The sequence below is a fragment of the Azospirillum sp. A1-3 genome (assembly GCF_023806445.1).
GTDB lineage: Bacteria > Pseudomonadota > Alphaproteobacteria > Azospirillales > Azospirillaceae > Azospirillum.
This window is the reverse complement of record NZ_JAMSLU010000002.1, coordinates 332,719-351,684: the sequence shown is the minus strand read 5'-3', so window position 1 is coordinate 351,684 and position 18,966 is coordinate 332,719. Positions and strand designations below refer to the sequence as shown.

Sequence of the window (18,966 nt, the reverse complement as noted above, 5' to 3'; positions counted from 1 at the left end):
GAACATCATGAGCACGATCGTCGTTGGACTTTACACGGAAACCGGTTCCGCCAAGAGGGCCTTCCAGGCACTGATCGCCGCAGGCTGCCAGGAAACGGACATCGAGACCTTCGATGGCGCCAACAGCGCCGACAAAGCCGCCCTGAGCCTGCTGGGGCACGGCTTCGAGAAGGAACTGGCGGAACAGTATGGCGCTGCCCTCCGTCAGGGCCATACCCTGGTCGCGGCCGATATCGCTGACCAGGACGCCGATGCGGCGGAGGCGATCCTCGACGAGAATGGGACCATCGACCTGCCCGAGGCTCCCGCAGCGCATAAGCTGGCCCAAAAGGCGGGCAATGGCGACACCGTCGCGCAGGAGACCCTCCAGTCGGTGAAGGAGGAGGTTGAGATCGGCAAGCGCCGGGTCTCCAAGGGTGGAATGAAGCTCACCTCGGAGGTCACCGAGACGCCGGTCAAGGACACCGTCACGCTGCGCGACGAGACGGTGGATGTGGAACACCGCAAGGTTGACCGCCCCCTGAGCCCCGACGAGGAGAAGGCCGCCTTCGGCGAGAAGACCGTCGAACTGACGGCGACCTCCGAAACGCCGGAGATCACCAAGGAAGCCCGCGTCGTCGAGGAGGTCGTGTTGTCCAAGACGGCGTCCGAACGGGAAAAGACCGTGGAGGCGAGCGCCCGCCGCACCGACGTCAAGGTGGAGCCCGTCGGCGGCAAGTCCGGCAACAAGCGCTGACCCAAAGCGCGCATACCCTGACGGGGCGGCGATCCGGCCGCCTCCCGCCGCAGCCGGCTTGAGCTGTGGTGTAATGAACTGCGGGGCGGTGGAGATTTCGCGGAGTTTTCAGCGCCCCTTTTTTGAAAATTCAGAGCAAACAAGCACAGAAGGTCGACTGGTGATAAATCATAGATAGCCAGGACTTTTGTATAATTTTCATTGCAAACTGTCTTGTGGATCACCATTCCCAATTTAATGAAGCCACCCCAGTCTTGCTCTTTTTTGCTGTGGTCCGCAAATCCGAGACCCGTCCTGGTGTGACTCGATCAGGACGGCATGGCCGTTGCCATCGCCGACACGAACCGGCCCACATCGGAGACCGCCCCATGGATACCCGCACCAGGCTTGCCTTTTTCATTCTGAAAATCCACACCGGCTGGATCGTCCGTGTGGATGGGTTCGTCTATCCGCCCTGCGCAAACCGGGCCAATGCGCTTGCTAAAGCCATTCGCGAAGCGCGGGCGGCGGATGGTTTCGCCAGCGTCGTGCTGGCGCAGTCGGCGCCAGGGGAACGCTGCCATGTCTGCTGGTGCTGTGCGGGTATCGGCGGAGTGTCGCAGGCGATTGCCGGCTCATCGCATCCAGCGGTTCCAGGCATGCCGGACTTCCTGACGCCAACATACGCACCGGAGGAACGCCCATGACACCGCTGTTCCGCTCCATTGAAGGGCGATGCCCCCGCGGCGCTGACGTGCTGCGCGAACAGTTGCGCTGGACGAATGCCGAGCGCCGGTGGCATCCCGCGTTCCACGACACGCCATCCGACCTTCTTCCCCCCGCTTTTTCGCCGCCGGGACAAGCCAGCTTGATGCGGGGAGCCGTGCTGACCCGTCTCACCATGGCCCGCGCCGTGGCCGGCGCAACCACCCTCAAGGATCTGTGACCTCATGAGTCTCTCAGCCCATTACATCGTGTCCTACATGACCATGGAAAGCCTGAACGAGCTGTGCCACGCTTCAGACACTGACCCGCTGCACATCGCAGCCGAGTAGATCAGCAGCTTCAGCTCGCCGAAGAGCACACAGGCCCACTCAGACACCACGTCCTGGGACACGATTCGAGGCCGAGCGCAACGCGGCGCGCGACGCCCGCAAGGCTGCCGAGCAGGAGGCCCTGCAAGCGGAACAAACCAAGCGGGCCGCCCGCGAGGCGCTGGAGGCCCAGGAAACCGCCGAGCAGGTCGCACGTCAATTGGCCATGCCAGCGGAAGCGAAAGCCGCCCGCGACGCCCGCTATGCAGCCCGCAGGGCCAGGAATCGCTGACGGTCCGCAGCGTCGAGAAGGCGGTGTTCAAGCGGTGCCAAAGCCGTCTGGACCGGACGCCAAACGTCTCCGGACCGGGTGGCGGGAGATGAAAAACAGACGATGAGAAAAGCCGTGATCATCGGGCTCCAAGTCGTCATCGCCAATGTGTAAAATCTTGCGCATGGCTGACAAGCGTCAGGCTTCGCTCCTAATCACCGAATAACCTTGATATTACAGCGTTATGTGATATTATACAGATATTGATCGCTGGAGGCTTAACCGTCTCTTGAGAGAGACGCGGTAGGTTTCTTGGCGTGGCCCTCTGCCGCGCTCCTCAGCAAGTCGCAACTCCCTCTTTCGACCTCCTCCTGGCGAGATCGCCGGCGCTTGACCGTTCCCCAACCGGGGGCGTGGTCCGCTTTGCGCCGTCATGCGTGTGGAAGGTCCCACTCCTTGTCCGAAGATTTCGTTTCCGAACAAACGTTTGCTGATCTCGGCATTCATTCCAAAATCGCCCAGGCTCTGGGTGAGCATGGCTATACCACGCCAACACCCGTTCAGGCGGCGGCTATCCCGCCGGCGTTGGCCGGCCGCGACATCCTCGCCACCGCCGAAACCGGCACCGGCAAGACCGCGGCCTTCATGCTGCCGGCCCTGACCCGCATTGCCGAACTGCCCCCTCCCACAGTCGCCGCGCCGCGCATCCTCGTGCTTGCCCCGACGCGTGAACTGGCAAGCCAAGTTACCCAGGCGGCCCGCAAATACGCCAAGCCGCTGCGCATGAACATCATCGACGTGGTCGGCGGCATGCCGTACGGCGAGCAGCTTCGCATGCTGTCGCACCCGGTGCATGTCGTGGTGGCGACCCCCGGCCGCCTGCTCGACCACATCGAACGGCAGCGCATCGACCTCAGCGCCGTCGAGGTGCTGATCCTCGACGAGGCGGACCGCATGCTGGACATGGGCTTCCTTGATGACGTCGAGCGGATCGCCGACGCCTGCAAGGCCAGCCGCCAGACGCTGCTGTTCACGGCGACGCTGGACCGCCGCATGAGCCAGCTCGCCGGCAAGCTGCTGCGCAACCCGGAACGCGTCGCTGTCCAGAGCCAGGCGACCGCGATCAACGTGGAACAGCGCCTGCACCACACCGACGACATGGAGCACAAGCGCCGGCTGCTGATGCACTTCGCCGGCCAGGGCGAGGTCGGCAAGGCGATCATCTTCGCCGCGACCAAGCGCGACGCCGACGCACTGGCGGAGGAACTGAGCGCTGCCGGCCATGCCGCCGCCGCCCTGCACGGCGACATGGATCAGTCCAAGCGCAACCGCACCCTTCAGCGGCTGCGCACCGGCCAAGTCCGTCTGCTGGTGGCGACCGACGTTGCCGCCCGCGGGATCGACGTGCGCGACATCACACACGTCATCAATTTCGACCTGCCGCGTTCGGCCGAGGATTATGTCCACCGGATCGGCCGCACCGGCCGGGCCGGTGCTTCGGGCATCGCTGTGTCCTTCGCGTCGCGCGCCGATCGCGAGACGCTGTCCCGCATCGAACGCTTCACCGGTGCGACGCTGGCGATCCATACGATCTCCGGCATGGAGCCGCAACGCTCCTTCTCCGGCGGCACGGGGCGGCCAGCAAGCCGCCCGGCCAATCGCGGCGGAGCGAGACCATGGCAGCGCGATGGCGGCCAGGACAGGCCACAGGCCCGCGCCGGACGCTGGTAAACGCGTTCGAGCGAGCCGACCAGATCAAGCGCGGTCTTTCAGGACCGCGCTTTTTTTGTCTTCATGCCCCGAGGCCGGCACCAAGCAGCCGTCTGGCTGTGAATAGGAGGGCAGCGCGATAAGTGTCAGCAAAACGGGGTCACCACTGATAGGGATGACAACGCCCAGCCCCCCTGCTCGCGGAAGCAAGCTATTCCGGAGCGGACGTACTCTCCCTGGGGACGAGGAAGACGTTCTTGCATCGGTCAGGCTGCTCTATGCCTGAAGCCACTCCTTCAGCTTTGACCACCGGCGCCCTTCCTGGTGTGATCGTACCGCTATTCCAAGCGCCTTCCGCTGCCCCACGATGACGACCAGTCGCTTCCCACGGGTGACGCCGGTGTAGACGAGATTGCGCCTGAGCATCGTCCAATTTTGCATCGCCAGCGGGATGATGACAGCCGGGTACTCGGATCCCTGGCTCTTGTGGATCGTCGTCGCATAGGCCAGCGACACCCGGTCGAGTTCACCGAAGTCGTAGGTGACCTCACGACCGTCGAAGTCGATCAGCAGTTCACTGTTCTCCGGATCCATCGCGGTGATGACGCCCAGGTCGCCGTTGTAGACCTCCTTCTCGTAGTCGTTCTCGGTCTGCATCACCTTGTCGCCGACACAGTAGGTCCAGCCGAAGCGCTCCACCCGGACGTCGCCTGGCGGGTTCAGGACCGCCTGGAGTTCCACGTTCAGCGACCGAGCACCGAGGCCTCCGCGGTTCATCGGACAGAGCACCTGGACATCGCGCACGGGGTCTAGGCCGAAGCGCTTCGGGATCCGGTTGCGAACGACCTCGATGAGCTTGCGGACACCGTCCTCGGGCTCCGCCGCCTTGACGAAATAGAAGTCCGAACCCTCTACGGGTGTCAGATCCGGCATCTGACCTTGGTTGATGCGATGGGCATTGACGATGATGCGGCTGGCCGCCGCCTGCCGGAACACCTCGGTCAGGCGCACCACGGGCACGGCGCCGGATGCGATCACGTCAGCCAGCACCTGCCCCGGCCCCACCGACGGCAACTGGTCGACATCGCCGACCAGGACCAGGGCCGACCTGTCGGGGGTCGCCTTCAGCAGCGCGTTCATCAGCGGCACGTCGACCATGGACGTCTCGTCGACGACGAGCAAGTCGCACTCCAGCCGGTTCTCCTCGCTGTGCTTGAAGCCTCCGGCAGCCGGGTCGAAGGCGAGCATCCGGTGGATCGTCCTGGCCTCCATTCCGGTGCTCTCCGAGAGCCGCTTGGCCGCTCGGCCGGTCGGGGCGCACAGCAGGATGCGGATGTGCTTGGCGGCCAGGATCTTCAGGATGGAGTTGACCAGCGTCGTCTTACCGACGCCCGGGCCGCCGGTGATGACCATCACCTTGGATGCCAGGGCAAGCCGGACAGCCTCCCGCTGGCTCGGCGCCAGCGTCAGTCCCGTCCTCCCCTCCACCCACTCCAGCGCCTTCTCCATGTCGATGGCAGGCCAGGGCAGCGTCCCGCCCGCAAGTCCCCGCAGCCGGGCGGCGATGGCCTGCTCGGCCCGGTACAGCCCGGCCAGGAAGACGCAGTCCCTGCCCTCCAGTTGGTCGGCGATGACGGCACCATCATGAAGCTCGTCCGTCAGCGCCTCGGCCACCAAGTCGGTGCCAACCTCCAGGAGGTCGCTGGCCAGCTTCTCCAGGTCCTCCACCGGCAGGCCGCAGTGCCCCTCGTCCATTGCCTCGGCCAGGGCATAGCCGATGCCCGCCCGGACTCGGACCATGGCCGTCTTCTCGATGCCCAGCTTGGCCGCGATGGCATCAGCGGTCTTGAAGCCGATGCCACGGATGTCCCGGGCCAGCCGGTATGGGTTCTCAGTGATGAGTTGAATGGCCTCTTGCCCGTAGGTCTTGTAAATGCGGACGGCCCTGGAGGTCCCGACGCCGTTGGCGTGCAGGAACAGCATGATCTCCCTGATCGCCCGCTGGTCGGCCCATCCTTTGACGATGCGGTCGGCCCGCCTGGGCCCGATGCCCGTGACCTCGCGCAGGCGACCGGGTTCGGCCTCGATGACGTCGAACACCGTCTCACCGAACGCCTTCACCAGCTTCCTGGCGTAGACCGGGCCGATGCCCTTGATCATGCCGGAGCCCAGGTACTTCTCGATGCCCTCCAGCGTCGTCGGCTGAGTCGCCTTCAGGAAGGTGGCCTTGAACTGGAGGCCGTGGGTGCGATCGTTGACCCAGCTGCCGCTTGCCTGGATCCATTCCCCGGCCGAAATCATCGCCGCGTGGCCGACCACCACGACAAGTTCCCGATGCCCGCGGACCTTCACCCGGAGCACGCAAAAGCCGGTCTCGGCGCTGTGGAAAGTCACGCGCTCCACCAGCCCGGCTAGGGACTCCGTCGATGACACGATGGCTTGCCCGCTCATGCCGGGATTATGCTGGAATCCTGAACGCCGGGCCAGCCGCATGTGGATCGGTGCGCAACGTCAGCCATACAGATCAACAAGCTATATCTCTGATTAGCTTGAAGAGTTTCCTATGTAGGGTAGACCAGTATCGATGCCGATGGAGAACCGTCCAACAAGCGTTCTCCTTCGATAAAGCAACAAGATGACCGAATACAGATGCTGGTTGGTGTTGGGCGCCGATCCACCGTCCTGAGTGCTATTCGGGCTTTATGGGGCCGCCCTACTCGGCTCGGGTTTTGATGATGTCGAAGGTCCAGCCACCGCTGCCCTTGACAAACGGGGCGCCGTTGAACGGCAGGGAGCTGTCGGTTTGGTGGTCGGGAGCATTGACCAACGCAGCAGCATCCAGCATAAACACTCCGTAAAGAGCATCCTGAGACTGTAATGAGCGAGACAGAGACAGTCCTGGCCGAAGTCATCAAGGTTCGAAAAGCTCCTGTTGGTGGGAAGCTTCTCGCGTTGGTTGACGTCGTCATTGTCATTCACGGCATCGAATTTAAGGTCCGAGGCCTCCGCGTTTCGAGAGAGATCATGGATGGCAATCATGCCACCTCTGTCACCTCGCCCCTTCATCGGGACATTGATGGACAGTGGAGCCCGACGGTTACCTTTCCCGAGGAGCTTCATCAGCCGCTCACCGACATTGTCTTGGCGGCTTGCATTGACGCGGGTGTTTGTCAGGAGGCCTGACCCACGGACACTCGAGATCATAGATCGCCGCCAGGACCATCGACGGTGTGATAGACTCTGGCGACGCCAAGTCACGAAAGCGCAAATGCTCGATGGCTGAGGAGCGTCATTGGATCGTCCAAGCCGTCCCTTTAGTTTCTCCAAGACACCCGATAGGTTAGATGTCAGCACTCATCCCCCGCAGTGGCCAAGCGTCTCAACCCAGGGTCAGCACGGCACGGTCTGCCGGTGCCGGTGGAGTCCGTCCTGCGCCGATCCGGGTCACCGGATCGGCTGTCCAGAAGCAGGCCCAGTGGCTTGGCCGGGCCGCTGATGCCGAGCGCACCGGAGATGGCGTGGAGGCGGAACTGTGCCGGCAGTATGCCGAACATTGGTTCCGCGTCTCACGCGGACAGGACTGAGGGAGATAAACCGGTGAGCGACACCACCTTGACGCCACGGGAGCGGGCCTTGATCCGCAACGAATTCATGGTGCGCTTTGCCCAGGCCCCTCGGCTGGAAAACGGCATCCTGGTGAAGCGGTGGGCGACCAGGCCGAACAAGGGACAGCCCAAGCCCGGAGCGGTCATTCAGGGGATGCTGGACCGTGGACTGCTGGAGCTGCGGGATGACGGTGCCCATTGGCTGCGGGCGCGGTTCACCGAGGCCGGCCTCGCTGCCTTGCGGCACATGGCGGAGGATCCACGCGCGTTGCCACCGGGCGAATACCAGCATGTCCTGGACGAACTCGGACGCGCGCAGCCAGCAGATCACAACGTCGCGTCCTCGGGCCTCTCTGGCTCGACACCCATCGCGTGAGGGAGAGAGAAAGACCAACAGGGCTCCCCCTCTTTACACCTCCGTAGCCTGTTTCTACTTAGTGGTGCATCCGACAAGTTGATTGAAACTCCAGGGCTTCGGAGCGGTTGGTAAGGGAAACCCACCGACCCGGAGCCGGGGCATGGCCATCTGCGTGCAGGGCTTGAGCGACGAGGAGCTGGAGAAGTTGAGGACGATGGCACGCTCGCGCACGTTGGGCGCCGGTCTCGTCCGGCGGGCGCAGATCGTCCTGCATTCGGTCGAGGGCCTGACCGCGCCGACCATCTCGGAACGCATGGGGCTGTGCGGCGAGACCGTCCGCCACTGGCTCAAGCGCTTCAAGGCCCGCGGTTTCGACGGTCTGGAGGAAGACATGCGGTCGGGGCGCCCGCCCACCTATACCGTGGCCGAGCGCAGCGCCGTGATCGACACCGCCCTGACCCCGCCTGCGGAGCTGGGCCTGCCCTTCGCGTCGTGGACGCTGGACCGCTTGGTGGCCCACCTGTCGGGGAAAGGGATCGGGATGAAGCGCAGCCGCATCGCCGAGGTCTTCGTGCAGGAGGGATTGAAGTGGCGTCAGGAGGAGACTTGGTTCGGGGAGCGGGTTGATCCGGACTTCGCCAAAAAAGGGGGCCGATTGAGCAGCTCTACACCGCCTCGCCGACGGGCTGCGTAGTCGTCTGTCTCAACGAGATGGGGCCGCAGGTGAGCAAGAGCTATCCGGGCCGCCGGCCCAAAGGCCGAGCGCGCCAAACAGGAGATCGACTACGGCCGGCGGGACGTGGCCGGGTACGTCTTCGGCGTCTTCTGCCTAGCCACGGGAGACGCCCTCACGGCGACCTATGAGGGCCGGACCACCGCGAATTGGATCGACTTCCTGGGCCGGGTCGAGGCTTGGATCGACCCCGCGGTAGAGCGGGTCTACGCCGTGCTCGACAACCTGAACTGCCACTCCGGCCCGGACGTGCTGCTGTTCAACCTCGCCCACCCGCGTTGGGAGTTCGTCTTCCAGCCCAAGTACGCCGCCTACCTGAACCTCATCGAGCCCTGGTGGAAAGTGCTGCGTTCACTGGCGCTGAAAGGGCGCCGGTTCGATGCCTGGGCCGAGATCGAGGCCGCGGTGGAACGGGCCACCGCCTACTGGACCGTGCACAAGCACCCCTTCGTCTGGGGCAGGCGCAGGCGCCATCGCGTGCCGAGCTGCCTGGGCGTCGCCGCGCTCCCGAATGCCTAAACAATTTGGTGGATGCACCACTTAGGCACCGTCCCCAGAACTCCCCAGCGTTCCTCGCCCACCAACCTGCGGCTGATGGGCTGGAGATGGCTCCGGTAGCATTCCGTAACACTACTCTGGGTCGTGCCCCACGGGGTGGTGTAGGAGCTGTGGGGAACCGGCCCGCCGCAGCGCCCTCCCATGGCTGGCGTAGGCGGGCCGGTTATCCACAGCGGGCGGTCATCGTGGTTCTTCGGTAGAGTCTGGTCACCACAACACAACCTCGACCGAGGGTGACCACGATGACCGACGAGATGATGGCGCTTCGCGCGATGCTTGAGAAGGGCGCGGATGCCGATGTTCTGCGTGAGATGATCGGCTTCGCCGCCGAACGGCTGATGGAACTGGAGGTGCAGGGCCTGACCGGGGCCGGTCATGGCGAGCGGTCTGCCGAGCGGCTCGTCCAGCGTAACGGCTACCGGGATCGCGACTGGGAGACCCGCGCCGGCACTGTTGAGTTGCGCATTCCCAAGCTGCGCAAGGGGTCTTACTTCCCCGGCTTTTTGGAGCCGCGGCGGATGGCCGAGAAGGCGCTCACCGCGGTGATCCAGGAGGCCTACATCCAGGGCATCTCGACCCGCTCGGTCGACGATCTGGTCCAGGCCATGGGGATGTCGGGCATCTCCAAGAGCCAGGTCAGCCGGCTGTGCGAGGAGATCGACGAACGGGTGAAGACCTTTCTTGGCCGTCCCATCGAAGGCGATTGGCCCTACCTGTGGCTGGACGCCACCTACGTGAAGGTCCGCCAGAACGGGCGCATCGTCTCGGTGGCCGTCACCATCGCGGTGGCGGTCAACACCGACGGCCGCCGCGAGGTCCTGGGCATGGACATCGGCCCGTCGGAGGCCGAGACCTTCTGGATCGAGTTCCTGCGCAAGCTGAAACGCCGGGGGCTGAGCGGCGTCAAGCTGGTGATCTCCGACGCCCATGGCGGCATCAAGGCGGCGGTCACCCGCGTCTTCCAGGCGACGTGGCAAAGGTGCCGGGTGCATTTTTCCAGGACGGCGCTTGCCCATGCCGGCAAAAGCGGCCGGCGCGTCGTGGCGGCCTTCATCGCCACTGCTTTCGCACAGGACGATGCGGCATCCGCCCGAACGCAGTGGCGGCAAGTGGCTGATCAGGTCCGTCCAAAGCTGCCGAAGCTAGCCGACCTGATGGACGAGGCGGAGGAAGACGTCCTGGCCTTCATGACCTTTCCCAAGGAGCATCGGGCCAAGCTCCACTCGACAAACCCGATTGAACGTCTCAACGGCGAGATCAAGCGACGCACCGAGGTTGTCGGCATATTTCCGAACGAGGAGGCGATTACGCGCCTCATTGGTGCCATCCTCTTGGAACAGAACGACGAATGGGCTGTCCAGAGGGCGCGCTACATGACGCTGGAAACCATCGCCCCACTCGGCGATGATCCCCTCGTCAGCCTGCCCGCTGTGGCCGCCTGACAATCCCGGCCAGACCACCCGGAGACCATGAGCGCCTCTCCGCTCCTACACCACGGCCAGGGACACGATCCTCACTCTGCGCAGCAGGCCCCTTGCTGGGCCTACTGGAACGCGAACTGGTCAGGCAGCCCGAACCTGCGCTGTAAAGGCGTCGACTTCGCTTTGCAGACGCTCTGCCATTCGCGACAGCTCATTGGCGGCCAAGAGGACCTGACCTGATGCCGTACCGGCCTCGGCCGCACCCTGGCTTACGCTCATGATGGTGCCATTCATCTCCTGAGCGCCATGCGCCACCTGCTGGACATTGCGCCCGATCTCCGCCGTCGTGGCGCTCTGTTCCTCGACCGCGGCGGCAATCGTGCCGGAGATCTGATTCACCTGTATGATGGTTCGGCTGATGCTACGGATCGCTTCCACTGCTCCGCCGGTCTGCGTCTGGATTTCGGAAATCTGGGCGGCGATATCGTCCGTGGCTTTGGCGGTCTGGTTTGCGAGCTGCTTAACCTCGCTCGCCACCACCGCGAAGCCCTTGCCCGCCTCTCCGGCTCGCGCCGCCTCAATGGTGGCGTTGAGCGCCAGCAGGTTGGTCTGGGTGGCGATGTTTTGGATCAGGCTGACGACATCGCCGATACGCTGAGCGGCGACCGCCAGCCCCTCGACCGTGGCGTTGGTGCGCTCCGCCTCGCCCACGGCCTCCTTCGAGATGCGGGAAGCTTCGGTCACCTGCCGGCCGATCTCGCTGATGGAGCTGTTCATCTCCTCCGATGCCGCGGCCACGGTCTGGAGATCGGCCGCTGCATGCTCGGTCGCAGACGCTACCGACGTGGACTGCTGCGCGGTCTCCGCGGCGATGGCCGACATGCTCTTGGCGTTGGACTGCAACTGCGTCACTGCCGAGGACACGGCCTGAACAACACCCTTGACGCTCGCTTCGAACTGATCGGCCAGCTGCTGCATGGCCGCCTTGCGCTCCCGATCGACGCGTTCCGCGACGTCCTTGGCCAGCTCCTCCAAGGCATGCGTGCGGATCAGGTTGTCCTTAAACACCTGCACGGCCGCGGCCATACGGCCGATCTCGTCCCGGCGGTCGGTGCCGGGAATCGCGACGGTCAGCTGTCCTGCGGCAAGCGCGTGCATGCGCTCGGTCATCGCCGCCAGCGGCGCCGTCACGCCGCGCGTGATAGCGAAGGCCCCCAGGCCGGTGACTACCAGGATGGCGGTTCCGATCGCCGCAAGATGCATCGCCTGCTGCCAAAATTCGGCGTCGACGTCGTCGATGTAGATACCGGTGCCGATCACCCAGTTCCACTCTGGTAAGCCCTGGATGTAGGAAACTTTCTCGCGTGGCTGCGGGTCTTGCGAGGTTTGCCACCAGTAATGGTAATAGCCACTTCCCTTCCGGCGGACGATGTCGATCATGTCGGCGAAGATGTTGTGACCACGTGCGTCCTTAAGGTCGAGGATACTGGTACCGACAAGCTTCGGGTTCAGTGGATGCATGAGCATCTCGCCGGACATGCTGTTGATCCAGAAATATTGGTTCCCGCTGTAGCGCAACGCCGAAACGGCCTGCATGGCCTCGGCCATCGCGGCGTCCTTGCTTTTGCCCGCCTTGACACCGCTGTCGGCGATCGCGCGGACCAGGGATGTCGCCGTCTCTATCTGTTCCTTGGTCTTCGCTTGCCTCTCAGAAATGATACTGGTCTTGAGGTTGTCCAACGTCACGGCTCCGAAGATGAGAAGGCCGATCGCTCCCAACACGACGACGCTCATGAGCCGGTAGGCGATTTTGATGTCAGCAGCGCGCATGGCAGAAGTCCTGAGAAAGATGTGTCGGGACCGAGCCCCCGACGTTCTTGGTGTGGCCGGAGGTGCAGCTATGGTTGAGGGCGCCCACTGCTTTGCGCATAAGTCCGCCGTGGGATAGAAATTCCGAGTCTATGTTGCTCGATTTTATTTTGAATTAAGGCTAAGTCACGTGCAAATTTGACGCACCCGCGCGCAGGAGACGATATTTCTTTCCCTGAGTTCGAATAGATCCGCACGGGCTCAGGTCAGCGGCACCTAAGCAGCTTCGCCTATATCTCACGAACCCTGCATCTTCGAAGGCTTACGGCAATCGTGTAGTCGCGGCGCGCCTCGTTGGGTTCTGAAAACATCAATTAGCGGACGGTTTGTAAGGCGGAAGCATCACCGAAGTGGTGGCACCAGAGATCACCCCCGCCACAACGCCGAGGGCGCCACCGGAACCGAGTGAGCTCAAACCGACCGCCAACGGTGGCCACACGCCGGAGGATGACGTCCTGATGCGGGCATGGCAGCAGTATGACCCGAAGTGCGGCGGGTCGAGGAACAGCCCCGGACGGCGCTGAAAGCGGCTCTGGAAGCGCCGACCACGGTCCCCAGCAACCGCACTCAGCCCGGATAGATGCAGCAGCCGGCTGCGGCCGGGCAGGGTTTCGCCGGCACCAGCTCCCAAGCTTCTCAATCAGCAGCCGGCGCGCGCTTCGCACTATCTCGCCGGCACCCGCGAGGCGGCACTGTCACCCTATGAGGTGAAGGCCGGCGCCATCATCCCTGGTGTCATGGAAAGCGGTATCAACTCCGACCTGCCCGGCGTCATCAAAGCGCTGGTACGCGAGAATGCCTACGATACCGCCACCGGGCAATATCTGCTGATCCCCAAGGACTCTATGCTGATCGGCAGCTACGACTACGGGATGGGGATGGGGCAGGAACGGGTGCTGATCGCCTGGAACCAGATCATCTACCCCGACGCCTCGTCGCTGGATCTCGGCAGCATGTCCGGCGCCGATCAGGGCGGCTATGCCGGCGTCTCCGATCAGGTCAACAACCACTATGTTCGGACCTTCGGCAACGCCCTCTCGCTGTCGATCTTTTCGGCCGGCGTCCAGCTCTCCCAGCCGCAGCAGCGCGGCGGCTACGACGCGCAGCAGATCATCGCCGGCAGCCTTGGTCAGCAGATGGGCCAGCTCGGCACAGAGTACGCCCGCAAGGGGCTGAACGTCGCTCCGACTCTAGAAATCCGTCCCGGCTATCGCTTCACCATCATGGTGACCAAGGACATGATCATCCCGCCCCGGCCAGGATAACTCTGACAGTACGTCACATCACCTTGCTGGTAGATTCCACTCAGGCTTCCGGACGAACTAACCAGGTGCTGGTAGATTCCACTGATACTGCCGTTGCCGGTTTGCTGGTAGATTCCACCGCCGGCTAGTGCACTGACACAGACATAGGATTCACAACGGGCGGGCAACGTGCGATTCTGTCGGCATGGCCCAGACCGTCAGCGTTATCATTGGAGCGGAGGATCGTGCGCGTTTGGCCGCGATCCTCGCTGACCGCAATCGCCCGCAGAAACATGCGCAACGGGCGAACATCGTTCTGCTTTCGGCCGAGCGACTGCCCGTGCTGGAGGTGGCCCGTCGGGCCGACGTCAGCCGCCCGGCGGTGTGGCGCTGGCAAGTGCGCTACGCCGAACAAGGCGTCGACGGGCTGTTGCGCGACAAGACGCGCAAGCCCGGCCGGGCGCCTCTGCCGACCGCCACCGTGGCCAAGGTGCTGGCGCTGACGTGTTCGGAACCACCCGGCGCCGTCACCCATTGGACCGGTCGAGCCGTGGCCAAGATCATCGGCATCAGCCTGCGTGCCGTTCAGCGCATTTGGGAGGCCAACCGCCTCCAGCCCCATCGCATCCGTACCTTCAAGCGCTCCAACGATCCGGCTTTCGCCACCAAGGTGGAGGACATCGTCGGCCTCTACATGGACCCGCCGTGCCATGCGGTGGTTCTGTCCATCGACGAGAAGAGCCAGATCCAGGCACTTGACCGCACCCAGCCGGGTTTACCGCTGAAGCCCGGCAAGTGCGGAACGATGACGCACGATTACAAGCGCAACGGAACCACCACGCTGTTTGCCGCGCTGAACACCCTGGACGGCACCGTGGTGGGGCGCTGCCTGCCCAAGCACACCCACAAGGAGTTCATCAAGTTCCTCAACGCCGTCGAGCGCGTCGTGCCGGTCGGCAAGGTGATCCACGCCATCGTCGACAACTACGCCACCCACAAGCATCCCAAGGTGCTGGAATGGTTGGCCGATCATCCACGATGGGTCTTCCACTTCACGCCGACCTCGGCATCCTGGATCAACGCCGTCGAGGGCTTCTTCTCCATCATCACCCGCCGGAGCATCCGACGCGGCGTGTTCAAGTCCGTGGCCGATCTCCAGGACGCCATCACCCGCTACATCCGCGAGCATAACAGGGCATCCAAGCCCTTCGTCTGGACCAAGCCAGCCGACGACATCCTCGATAAACTCAGCCGTTTTCCTGCACCTTCTGAATGAGTCAGTGCACTAGGTACAGAAGGCAACCCCGAGTCGCATGCGCTGATACATTCCACCGCTGAGAAGACTCCGATTCGGCCAACCGCGCTGGTAGATTCCACTGGACGGTCAACGCACCAGCAGCCGGAGTATAGTTGCTCAGTGGAATCTGAAAGCCAGATGGGTGGAATTTACCAGCACAGTACCGAGTCGCTCAGTGGAATCTGCCAGACAAGCAAATAGGTTGAACCAAATAGCTCCAAATAGCCTGCGCTGGTAGATTCCACCGTTGACGATCCCTCAGGTCGATGAGGAAATGGGTCACATGAGGAACATTCATAAGCTGCTGATTGATCATGGCCTCGAAGCCGCTCGCGAACTTGTCGTCGACAAAGCCGAGCGGCGCCAGTTAGAGATCGCCGCTGCTGTTTTGGCAGAAGAAAGCGAGACGCTCGGTATTTGTCATGCCGGCTTTGCTCTGACTTCATTACCTCACAAGGACATTATAGAGCCTTTCTGGCGCCGTGAGGGCCATCGGATTACCTTGATGGTCGAATCAGGCCGTGACCGTCAAGGAAATGTGGTCGGCATCCCGTATGGGTCAAAAGCCCGCATGATTCTCATCTACCTTCAAACCCAAGCTGTCCGTACTCGATGCCGTGAAGTCGAACTCGGCGGATCCCTTAAGGGCTGGATGAAGAACATGGGAATGGCATCCATCGGCGGAGCCACATATAAGATGGTTACTGAACAGGCCCGGCGTATTTCCGCATGCCGCCTAACCTTCTTCACCGATCACGGCCACGCCGATCGGGTCGCTAAAGGTGCCTTTGTCGAAGAATACTTTGATTTAGCCGGAATGCTGAACGATGACAACCAACCGACCCTTTGGCAGGACAAGGTAACCCTAAACGACGCCTTCTACCGCTCCCTGATAGACCATCCGGTGCCGGTCAGCGAAACAGCTCTCCGGGAGATCGGCAACAAGTCCATGGCGATCGATATCTATGTTTGGCTCGCCTATCGCCTTCACAGCCTTAGCAAACCCACGCCAGTCTCTTGGCCGGCACTAATGGCCCAGTTCGGCGCTGGGTTCAACGCGATGCGCAATTTTAAGCCTGCTTTCACTGAGGCGCTTCGCATGGCATTGGCGGCCTACCCTGATGCCAAAGTCCAGGTGGAATCTACCAGCATCACCCTATATCCAAGTGCGCCGCCAATCGCCAAATCTCGCGACAGGCTCGGGGTATTGTAAGGCGCCTGCGGCGTTTTCGCCACGCTACCCCCTCAGGTGGCAGTCTGCAGCCAGAAAGCGTGCGCACTTTACGCAGGCGCTATTCTCCGATGAGCTTTATTGCCTGTGCCTACGGAGACCCGTGTGAGCATCATCGTCTCGGCCTCCACAAAAGGAGGCCCAGGCAAGACTACGCTCGCGATGTGCCTTGCCAGCCACTGGCACGACGCCGGCGTTTCGGTAAAGTGTAAAGACGCAGATCCCAACAAAGAACCTCTCCCAGTGCCTCGGCCGTGCTGGACAGCCCTTCCCCCGCCCAGTCGTTGGTGATGATGAAGTGGTGCAAGAAACAGAGACAGCTAGCGAGGCGTTCGACGTCGTCATCATCGACGTTGCCGGCAGCCAGAGCCAGGCGCTTGTCTACGCGGCCGGTGTGGCCGACTTGGTATTGACCCCATACGGCCGGACTTCAAGGACATCAAGGAAGCAATCCCCACGCAGCAATTTGATAAGAACGCCGAACAGATGATGCGCCGTCGGATACCGGACTTCCGGAAGCCTCATTTTGCTGTTCTGACCCAAGTGAATCGTCGCGCGGTGGTGGCGGAGCACAGCTGCAACCAACTCGATTCCCTTTGCTTGTCAGCGCTCGATGCCGACCTTCCTTCGCGTACCGCCTACAGCCAGTCCTCCTTTGCCGGCGCATCGCCTCTCACGGATGCCTATCAACATCATTCCGAGACTATGATGAGTGAGATCGAAACCGTCACTGCTGAAGTCATAGCGGTCCGAAAGGCCCCTTTTGGTGGAAAGCTTCTGGCGTTGATCGATGTCGCCATTGCCATTCATGGCATCGAGTTCAAGGTTCGGGGTCTCCGTGTATCAAAAGAGATCATGAATGGGAATTACGCGACGTCGGTTTCCGCGCCGTTCCATCGGGATATTGATGGACAGTGGAGCCCCACCGTCACCTTTCCCGTTGAGCTTCAACAGCCGCTGTCTGATATCGTGTTGGCAACCTGCATCGAAGCTGGGGTCTGCTGCGAGGCGTGAGACGCCAACCTACGATGACTGAGTTGCACTCTTAGGGCCCCCTGAAGCTTTCATCCCGTTCTCGAACCAACCCGATAGGCTGTATGGCACCTCCCACCCCCCGAAGCGGCCACCCACCCCGACCGACTTTCAGCAAGTTGCGGTCTTCTGGCTCAGGCCCAGCCGGTGTTCGCCCAGCGCCGGTGCGCGTCAATGGCTCAGCCGTTCAAAAGCAGGCTCAGTGGCTTGCTCGAGCAGCCGATGCCGAGCGCAGTGGCGATGGTGTGGAGGCTGAACTCTGTCGCCAGTACGCCGAGCACTGGTTCCGCGTGTCACAAGGGCAGGACTGACGGAGATGAAAGCATGACCGACACCGTCCTAACCACACAGGAGCGGGCCCTGATCCGCAACGGGTTTATGGTGCGCTTCGCCCAAGCACCGCGCCTTGCCATGGGCATCTTAGTGAAGCGGTGGGCAACCGGCCCGAACAAGGGCAAGCCCAAGCCTGGAGCCGTCATTCAAGGGATGTTGGATCGCGGTCTGCTGGAGCTCCAGGATGATGGGGGCCATTGGCTGCGCGCCCGGTTCACCGAGACCGGTCTCGCTGCTCTGCGGCAGATGGCAAAAGATCAGCGCGCCCTTCCGCCGGGCGAGTATCAGCACCTGCTTGAAGAGCTCGGCCTTGGGCAACCGGCAGATAATGACAACGCTTTACAAGGCGGCTCTGGGCCTGGGCCTCTCGCATGATTTAGTGGTGCATCCGCTAAGTTGATTAGAACTCCAGGGCTTCGGAGCGGTTGGTGAGGGAAACCCACCGCCCTGGAGCCGGGCCATGGACATCCGCGTGCAAGACTTGAGCGACGAGGAGCTGGAGAAGTTGAGGATGATCGCACGCTCGCGCACGTTGGGCGCCGGTCTCGTCCGGCGGGCGCAGATCGTCCTGCATTCGGTCGAGGGCCTGACCGCGCCGACCATCTCGGAACGCATGGGGCTGTGCGGCGAGACCGTCCGCCACTGGCTCAAGCGCTTCAAGGCCCGCGGTTTCGACGGTCTGGAGGAAGACGTGCGGTCGGGGCGCCCGCCCACCTATACCCTGGCCGAGCGCAGCGCCGTGATCGACACCGCCCTGACCCCGCCTGCGGAGCTGGGCCTGCCCTTCGCGTCGTGGACGCTGGACCGCTTGGTGGCCCACCTGTCGGAGAAAGGGATCGGGATGAAGCGCAGCCGCATTGCCGAGATCCTTGTCCAGGAGGGGTTGACGTGGCGTCAGGAGGAGACGTGGTTCGGGGAGCGGGTTGATCCGGACTTCGCCAAAAAAGGGGCCGATTGAGCAGCTCTACACCGCGCCGCCAACGGGCTGCGTAGTCGTCTGTCTCGACGAGATGGGGCCGCAGGCGAGCAAGAGCTATCCGGGCCGCCGGCCCGAAGGCCGAGCGCGCCAAGCAGGAGATCGACTACGGCCGGTGGGACATGGCCGGGTACGTGTTCGGCGCCTTCCGCCCGGCCATGGGAGACGCCCTCACGGCGACCTATGAGGGCCGGACCACCGCGAATTGGATCGACTTCCTGGGCCGGGTCGAGGCTTGGATCGACCCCGCGGTAGAGCGGGTCTACGCCGTGCTCGACAACCTGAACTGCCACTCCGGCCCGGACGTGCTGCTGTTCAACCTCGCCCACCCGCGTTGGGAGTTCGTCTTCCAGCCCAAGTACGCCGCCTACCTGAACCTCATCGAGCCCTGGTGGAAAGTGCTGCGTTCACTGGCGCTGAAAGGGCGCCGGTTCGATGCCTGGGCCGAGATCGAGGCCGCGGTGGAACGGGCCACCGCCTACTGGACCGTGCACAAGCACCCCTTCGTCTGGGGCAGGCGCAGGCGCCATCGCGTGCCGAGCTGCCTGGGCGTCGCCGCGCTCCCGAATGCCTAAACAA

Annotated in this window: 22 protein-coding genes; 19 read left to right on the top strand and 3 right to left on the bottom strand. The window is 63.0% G+C overall.

What is annotated here, in order from left to right:
* Positions 1 to 7: 7 nt before the first annotated feature.
* The 5 genes from M5E06_RS15025 (at position 8) to M5E06_RS15005 (ending at position 3,751) form a co-directional block, all read left to right on the top strand.
* Positions 8 to 736, top strand: coding sequence for a YsnF/AvaK domain-containing protein (locus M5E06_RS15025; protein WP_252138844.1), 729 nt, complete (start codon positions 8 to 10; stop codon positions 734 to 736).
* 368 nt (positions 737 to 1,104) lie between these two features.
* The gene (locus M5E06_RS15020; protein ID WP_252138843.1) at positions 1,105 to 1,422 is read left to right on the top strand and encodes a hypothetical protein; all 318 of its coding nucleotides are present in this window, start codon (positions 1,105 to 1,107) and stop codon (positions 1,420 to 1,422) included.
* Positions 1,419 to 1,661 (top strand): hypothetical protein, encoded by a 243-nt coding sequence (locus tag M5E06_RS15015; protein ID WP_252138842.1) that lies wholly within the window; start codon positions 1,419 to 1,421, stop codon positions 1,659 to 1,661. The genes M5E06_RS15020 and M5E06_RS15015 overlap by 4 nt, the downstream gene beginning before the upstream one ends.
* A gap of 80 nt (positions 1,662 to 1,741) precedes the next feature.
* A complete protein-coding gene (locus tag M5E06_RS15010) occupies positions 1,742 to 2,041 on the top strand; it encodes a DUF6481 family protein (RefSeq protein ID WP_252139357.1) in 300 nt (99 codons plus the stop codon).
* Positions 2,042 to 2,476: 435 nt separating this feature from the next.
* Positions 2,477 to 3,751 carry a DEAD/DEAH box helicase gene (locus tag M5E06_RS15005; protein ID WP_252138841.1) on the top strand — a complete coding sequence of 425 codons (1,275 nt, stop codon included), beginning with the start codon at positions 2,477 to 2,479 and terminating at the stop codon, positions 3,749 to 3,751.
* 255 nt (positions 3,752 to 4,006) lie between these two features.
* On the opposite strand, the gene recD2 is transcribed toward M5E06_RS15005, so the two are convergent.
* Together recD2 and M5E06_RS35570 are read right to left on the bottom strand one after the other, a co-directional pair.
* Positions 4,007 to 6,223, bottom strand: coding sequence for an SF1B family DNA helicase RecD2 (gene recD2 / locus M5E06_RS15000; protein WP_502801981.1), 2,217 nt, complete (start codon positions 6,221 to 6,223; stop codon positions 4,007 to 4,009).
* Between the two features lie 220 nt (positions 6,224 to 6,443).
* Positions 6,444 to 6,575: a hypothetical protein gene (locus M5E06_RS35570; RefSeq protein WP_286208818.1), complete on the bottom strand. Its 132-nt coding sequence runs from the start codon at positions 6,573 to 6,575 to the stop codon at positions 6,444 to 6,446.
* Positions 6,576 to 6,607: 32 nt separating this feature from the next.
* Here M5E06_RS35570 and M5E06_RS14995 point away from each other — a divergent pair, with 32 nt between their 5' ends.
* The 6 genes from M5E06_RS14995 to M5E06_RS14970 all read left to right on the top strand — a co-directional run bounded on the left by M5E06_RS14995 (position 6,608) and on the right by M5E06_RS14970 (position 10,426).
* A complete protein-coding gene (locus M5E06_RS14995) occupies positions 6,608 to 6,913 on the top strand; it encodes a SpoVG family protein (RefSeq protein WP_252138840.1) in 306 nt (101 codons plus the stop codon).
* A gap of 161 nt (positions 6,914 to 7,074) precedes the next feature.
* A complete protein-coding gene (locus tag M5E06_RS14990) occupies positions 7,075 to 7,314 on the top strand; it encodes a DUF4167 domain-containing protein (RefSeq protein ID WP_252138839.1) in 240 nt (79 codons plus the stop codon).
* A 13-nt stretch (positions 7,315 to 7,327) separates the two neighbouring features.
* Positions 7,328 to 7,711 carry a hypothetical protein gene (locus M5E06_RS14985; RefSeq protein ID WP_252138838.1) on the top strand — a complete coding sequence of 128 codons (384 nt, stop codon included), beginning with the start codon at positions 7,328 to 7,330 and terminating at the stop codon, positions 7,709 to 7,711.
* Between the two features lie 142 nt (positions 7,712 to 7,853).
* Positions 7,854 to 8,387, top strand: coding sequence for a helix-turn-helix domain-containing protein (locus M5E06_RS14980; RefSeq protein ID WP_252138837.1), 534 nt, complete (start codon positions 7,854 to 7,856; stop codon positions 8,385 to 8,387).
* A 42-nt stretch (positions 8,388 to 8,429) separates the two neighbouring features.
* Complete coding sequence (locus M5E06_RS14975) at positions 8,430 to 8,945, top strand: transposase (RefSeq protein ID WP_353654342.1); 516 nt, start codon at positions 8,430 to 8,432, stop codon at positions 8,943 to 8,945.
* 281 nt (positions 8,946 to 9,226) lie between these two features.
* Positions 9,227 to 10,426, top strand: coding sequence for an IS256 family transposase (locus tag M5E06_RS14970; RefSeq protein ID WP_252136941.1), 1,200 nt, complete (start codon positions 9,227 to 9,229; stop codon positions 10,424 to 10,426).
* 120 nt (positions 10,427 to 10,546) lie between these two features.
* Here the strand turns inward: M5E06_RS14970 and M5E06_RS14965 are convergent, their stop codons facing one another.
* Positions 10,547 to 12,235 carry a methyl-accepting chemotaxis protein gene (locus tag M5E06_RS14965; protein WP_252138835.1) on the bottom strand — a complete coding sequence of 563 codons (1,689 nt, stop codon included), beginning with the start codon at positions 12,233 to 12,235 and terminating at the stop codon, positions 10,547 to 10,549.
* A gap of 746 nt (positions 12,236 to 12,981) precedes the next feature.
* Here M5E06_RS14965 and M5E06_RS14960 point away from each other — a divergent pair.
* The 8 genes from M5E06_RS14960 to M5E06_RS14925 all read left to right on the top strand — a co-directional run bounded on the left by M5E06_RS14960 (position 12,982) and on the right by M5E06_RS14925 (position 18,962).
* Complete coding sequence (locus tag M5E06_RS14960) at positions 12,982 to 13,539, top strand: TrbI/VirB10 family protein (protein ID WP_353654332.1); 558 nt, start codon at positions 12,982 to 12,984, stop codon at positions 13,537 to 13,539.
* Positions 13,540 to 13,723: 184 nt separating this feature from the next.
* The gene (locus M5E06_RS14955) at positions 13,724 to 14,794 is read left to right on the top strand and encodes an IS630 family transposase (protein ID WP_252138833.1); all 1,071 of its coding nucleotides are present in this window, start codon (positions 13,724 to 13,726) and stop codon (positions 14,792 to 14,794) included.
* A 304-nt stretch (positions 14,795 to 15,098) separates the two neighbouring features.
* Complete coding sequence (locus M5E06_RS14950; RefSeq protein ID WP_109156425.1) at positions 15,099 to 16,028, top strand: replication protein RepA; 930 nt, start codon at positions 15,099 to 15,101, stop codon at positions 16,026 to 16,028.
* Positions 16,029 to 16,532: 504 nt separating this feature from the next.
* Positions 16,533 to 17,060, top strand: coding sequence for a hypothetical protein (locus M5E06_RS14945; RefSeq protein WP_252138832.1), 528 nt, complete (start codon positions 16,533 to 16,535; stop codon positions 17,058 to 17,060).
* An 83-nt stretch (positions 17,061 to 17,143) separates the two neighbouring features.
* Positions 17,144 to 17,389: a DUF4167 domain-containing protein gene (locus M5E06_RS14940; RefSeq protein ID WP_252138831.1), complete on the top strand. Its 246-nt coding sequence runs from the start codon at positions 17,144 to 17,146 to the stop codon at positions 17,387 to 17,389.
* Positions 17,390 to 17,402: 13 nt separating this feature from the next.
* Positions 17,403 to 17,786, top strand: coding sequence for a hypothetical protein (locus M5E06_RS14935; protein ID WP_252138830.1), 384 nt, complete (start codon positions 17,403 to 17,405; stop codon positions 17,784 to 17,786).
* 85 nt (positions 17,787 to 17,871) lie between these two features.
* A complete protein-coding gene (locus M5E06_RS14930; protein WP_252138829.1) occupies positions 17,872 to 18,369 on the top strand; it encodes a helix-turn-helix domain-containing protein in 498 nt (165 codons plus the stop codon).
* Between the two features lie 77 nt (positions 18,370 to 18,446).
* Positions 18,447 to 18,962, top strand: coding sequence for a transposase (locus tag M5E06_RS14925; RefSeq protein ID WP_353654341.1), 516 nt, complete (start codon positions 18,447 to 18,449; stop codon positions 18,960 to 18,962).
* Positions 18,963 to 18,966 lie beyond the last annotated feature (4 nt).

Excerpts from the sequence above, each read along its gene's own strand:
- M5E06_RS14935 (WP_252138830.1), top strand. The coding sequence starts at position 17,403 with ATGACCGACACCGTCCTAACCACACAGGAGCGGGCCCTGATCCGCAAC.
- recD2 (WP_502801981.1), bottom strand. The coding sequence starts at position 6,223 with ATGCGGCTGGCCCGGCGTTCAGGATTCCAGCATAATCCCGGCATGAGC.
- M5E06_RS14950 (WP_109156425.1), top strand. The coding sequence starts at position 15,099 with ATGAGGAACATTCATAAGCTGCTGATTGATCATGGCCTCGAAGCCGCT.
- M5E06_RS14970 (WP_252136941.1), top strand. The coding sequence starts at position 9,227 with ATGACCGACGAGATGATGGCGCTTCGCGCGATGCTTGAGAAGGGCGCG.
- M5E06_RS14945 (WP_252138832.1), top strand. The coding sequence starts at position 16,533 with ATGATGCGCCGTCGGATACCGGACTTCCGGAAGCCTCATTTTGCTGTT.
- M5E06_RS15015 (WP_252138842.1), top strand. The coding sequence starts at position 1,419 with ATGACACCGCTGTTCCGCTCCATTGAAGGGCGATGCCCCCGCGGCGCT.
- M5E06_RS14955 (WP_252138833.1), top strand. The coding sequence starts at position 13,724 with ATGGCCCAGACCGTCAGCGTTATCATTGGAGCGGAGGATCGTGCGCGT.
- M5E06_RS14980 (WP_252138837.1), top strand. The coding sequence starts at position 7,854 with ATGGCCATCTGCGTGCAGGGCTTGAGCGACGAGGAGCTGGAGAAGTTG.
- M5E06_RS14965 (WP_252138835.1), bottom strand. The coding sequence starts at position 12,235 with ATGCGCGCTGCTGACATCAAAATCGCCTACCGGCTCATGAGCGTCGTC.
- M5E06_RS14940 (WP_252138831.1), top strand. The coding sequence starts at position 17,144 with ATGGCACCTCCCACCCCCCGAAGCGGCCACCCACCCCGACCGACTTTC.
- M5E06_RS15020 (WP_252138843.1), top strand. The coding sequence starts at position 1,105 with ATGGATACCCGCACCAGGCTTGCCTTTTTCATTCTGAAAATCCACACC.
- M5E06_RS14995 (WP_252138840.1), top strand. The coding sequence starts at position 6,608 with ATGAGCGAGACAGAGACAGTCCTGGCCGAAGTCATCAAGGTTCGAAAA.
- M5E06_RS14930 (WP_252138829.1), top strand. The coding sequence starts at position 17,872 with ATGGACATCCGCGTGCAAGACTTGAGCGACGAGGAGCTGGAGAAGTTG.
- M5E06_RS14990 (WP_252138839.1), top strand. The coding sequence starts at position 7,075 with ATGTCAGCACTCATCCCCCGCAGTGGCCAAGCGTCTCAACCCAGGGTC.
- M5E06_RS15025 (WP_252138844.1), top strand. The coding sequence starts at position 8 with ATGAGCACGATCGTCGTTGGACTTTACACGGAAACCGGTTCCGCCAAG.
- M5E06_RS35570 (WP_286208818.1), bottom strand. The coding sequence starts at position 6,575 with ATGCTGGATGCTGCTGCGTTGGTCAATGCTCCCGACCACCAAACCGAC.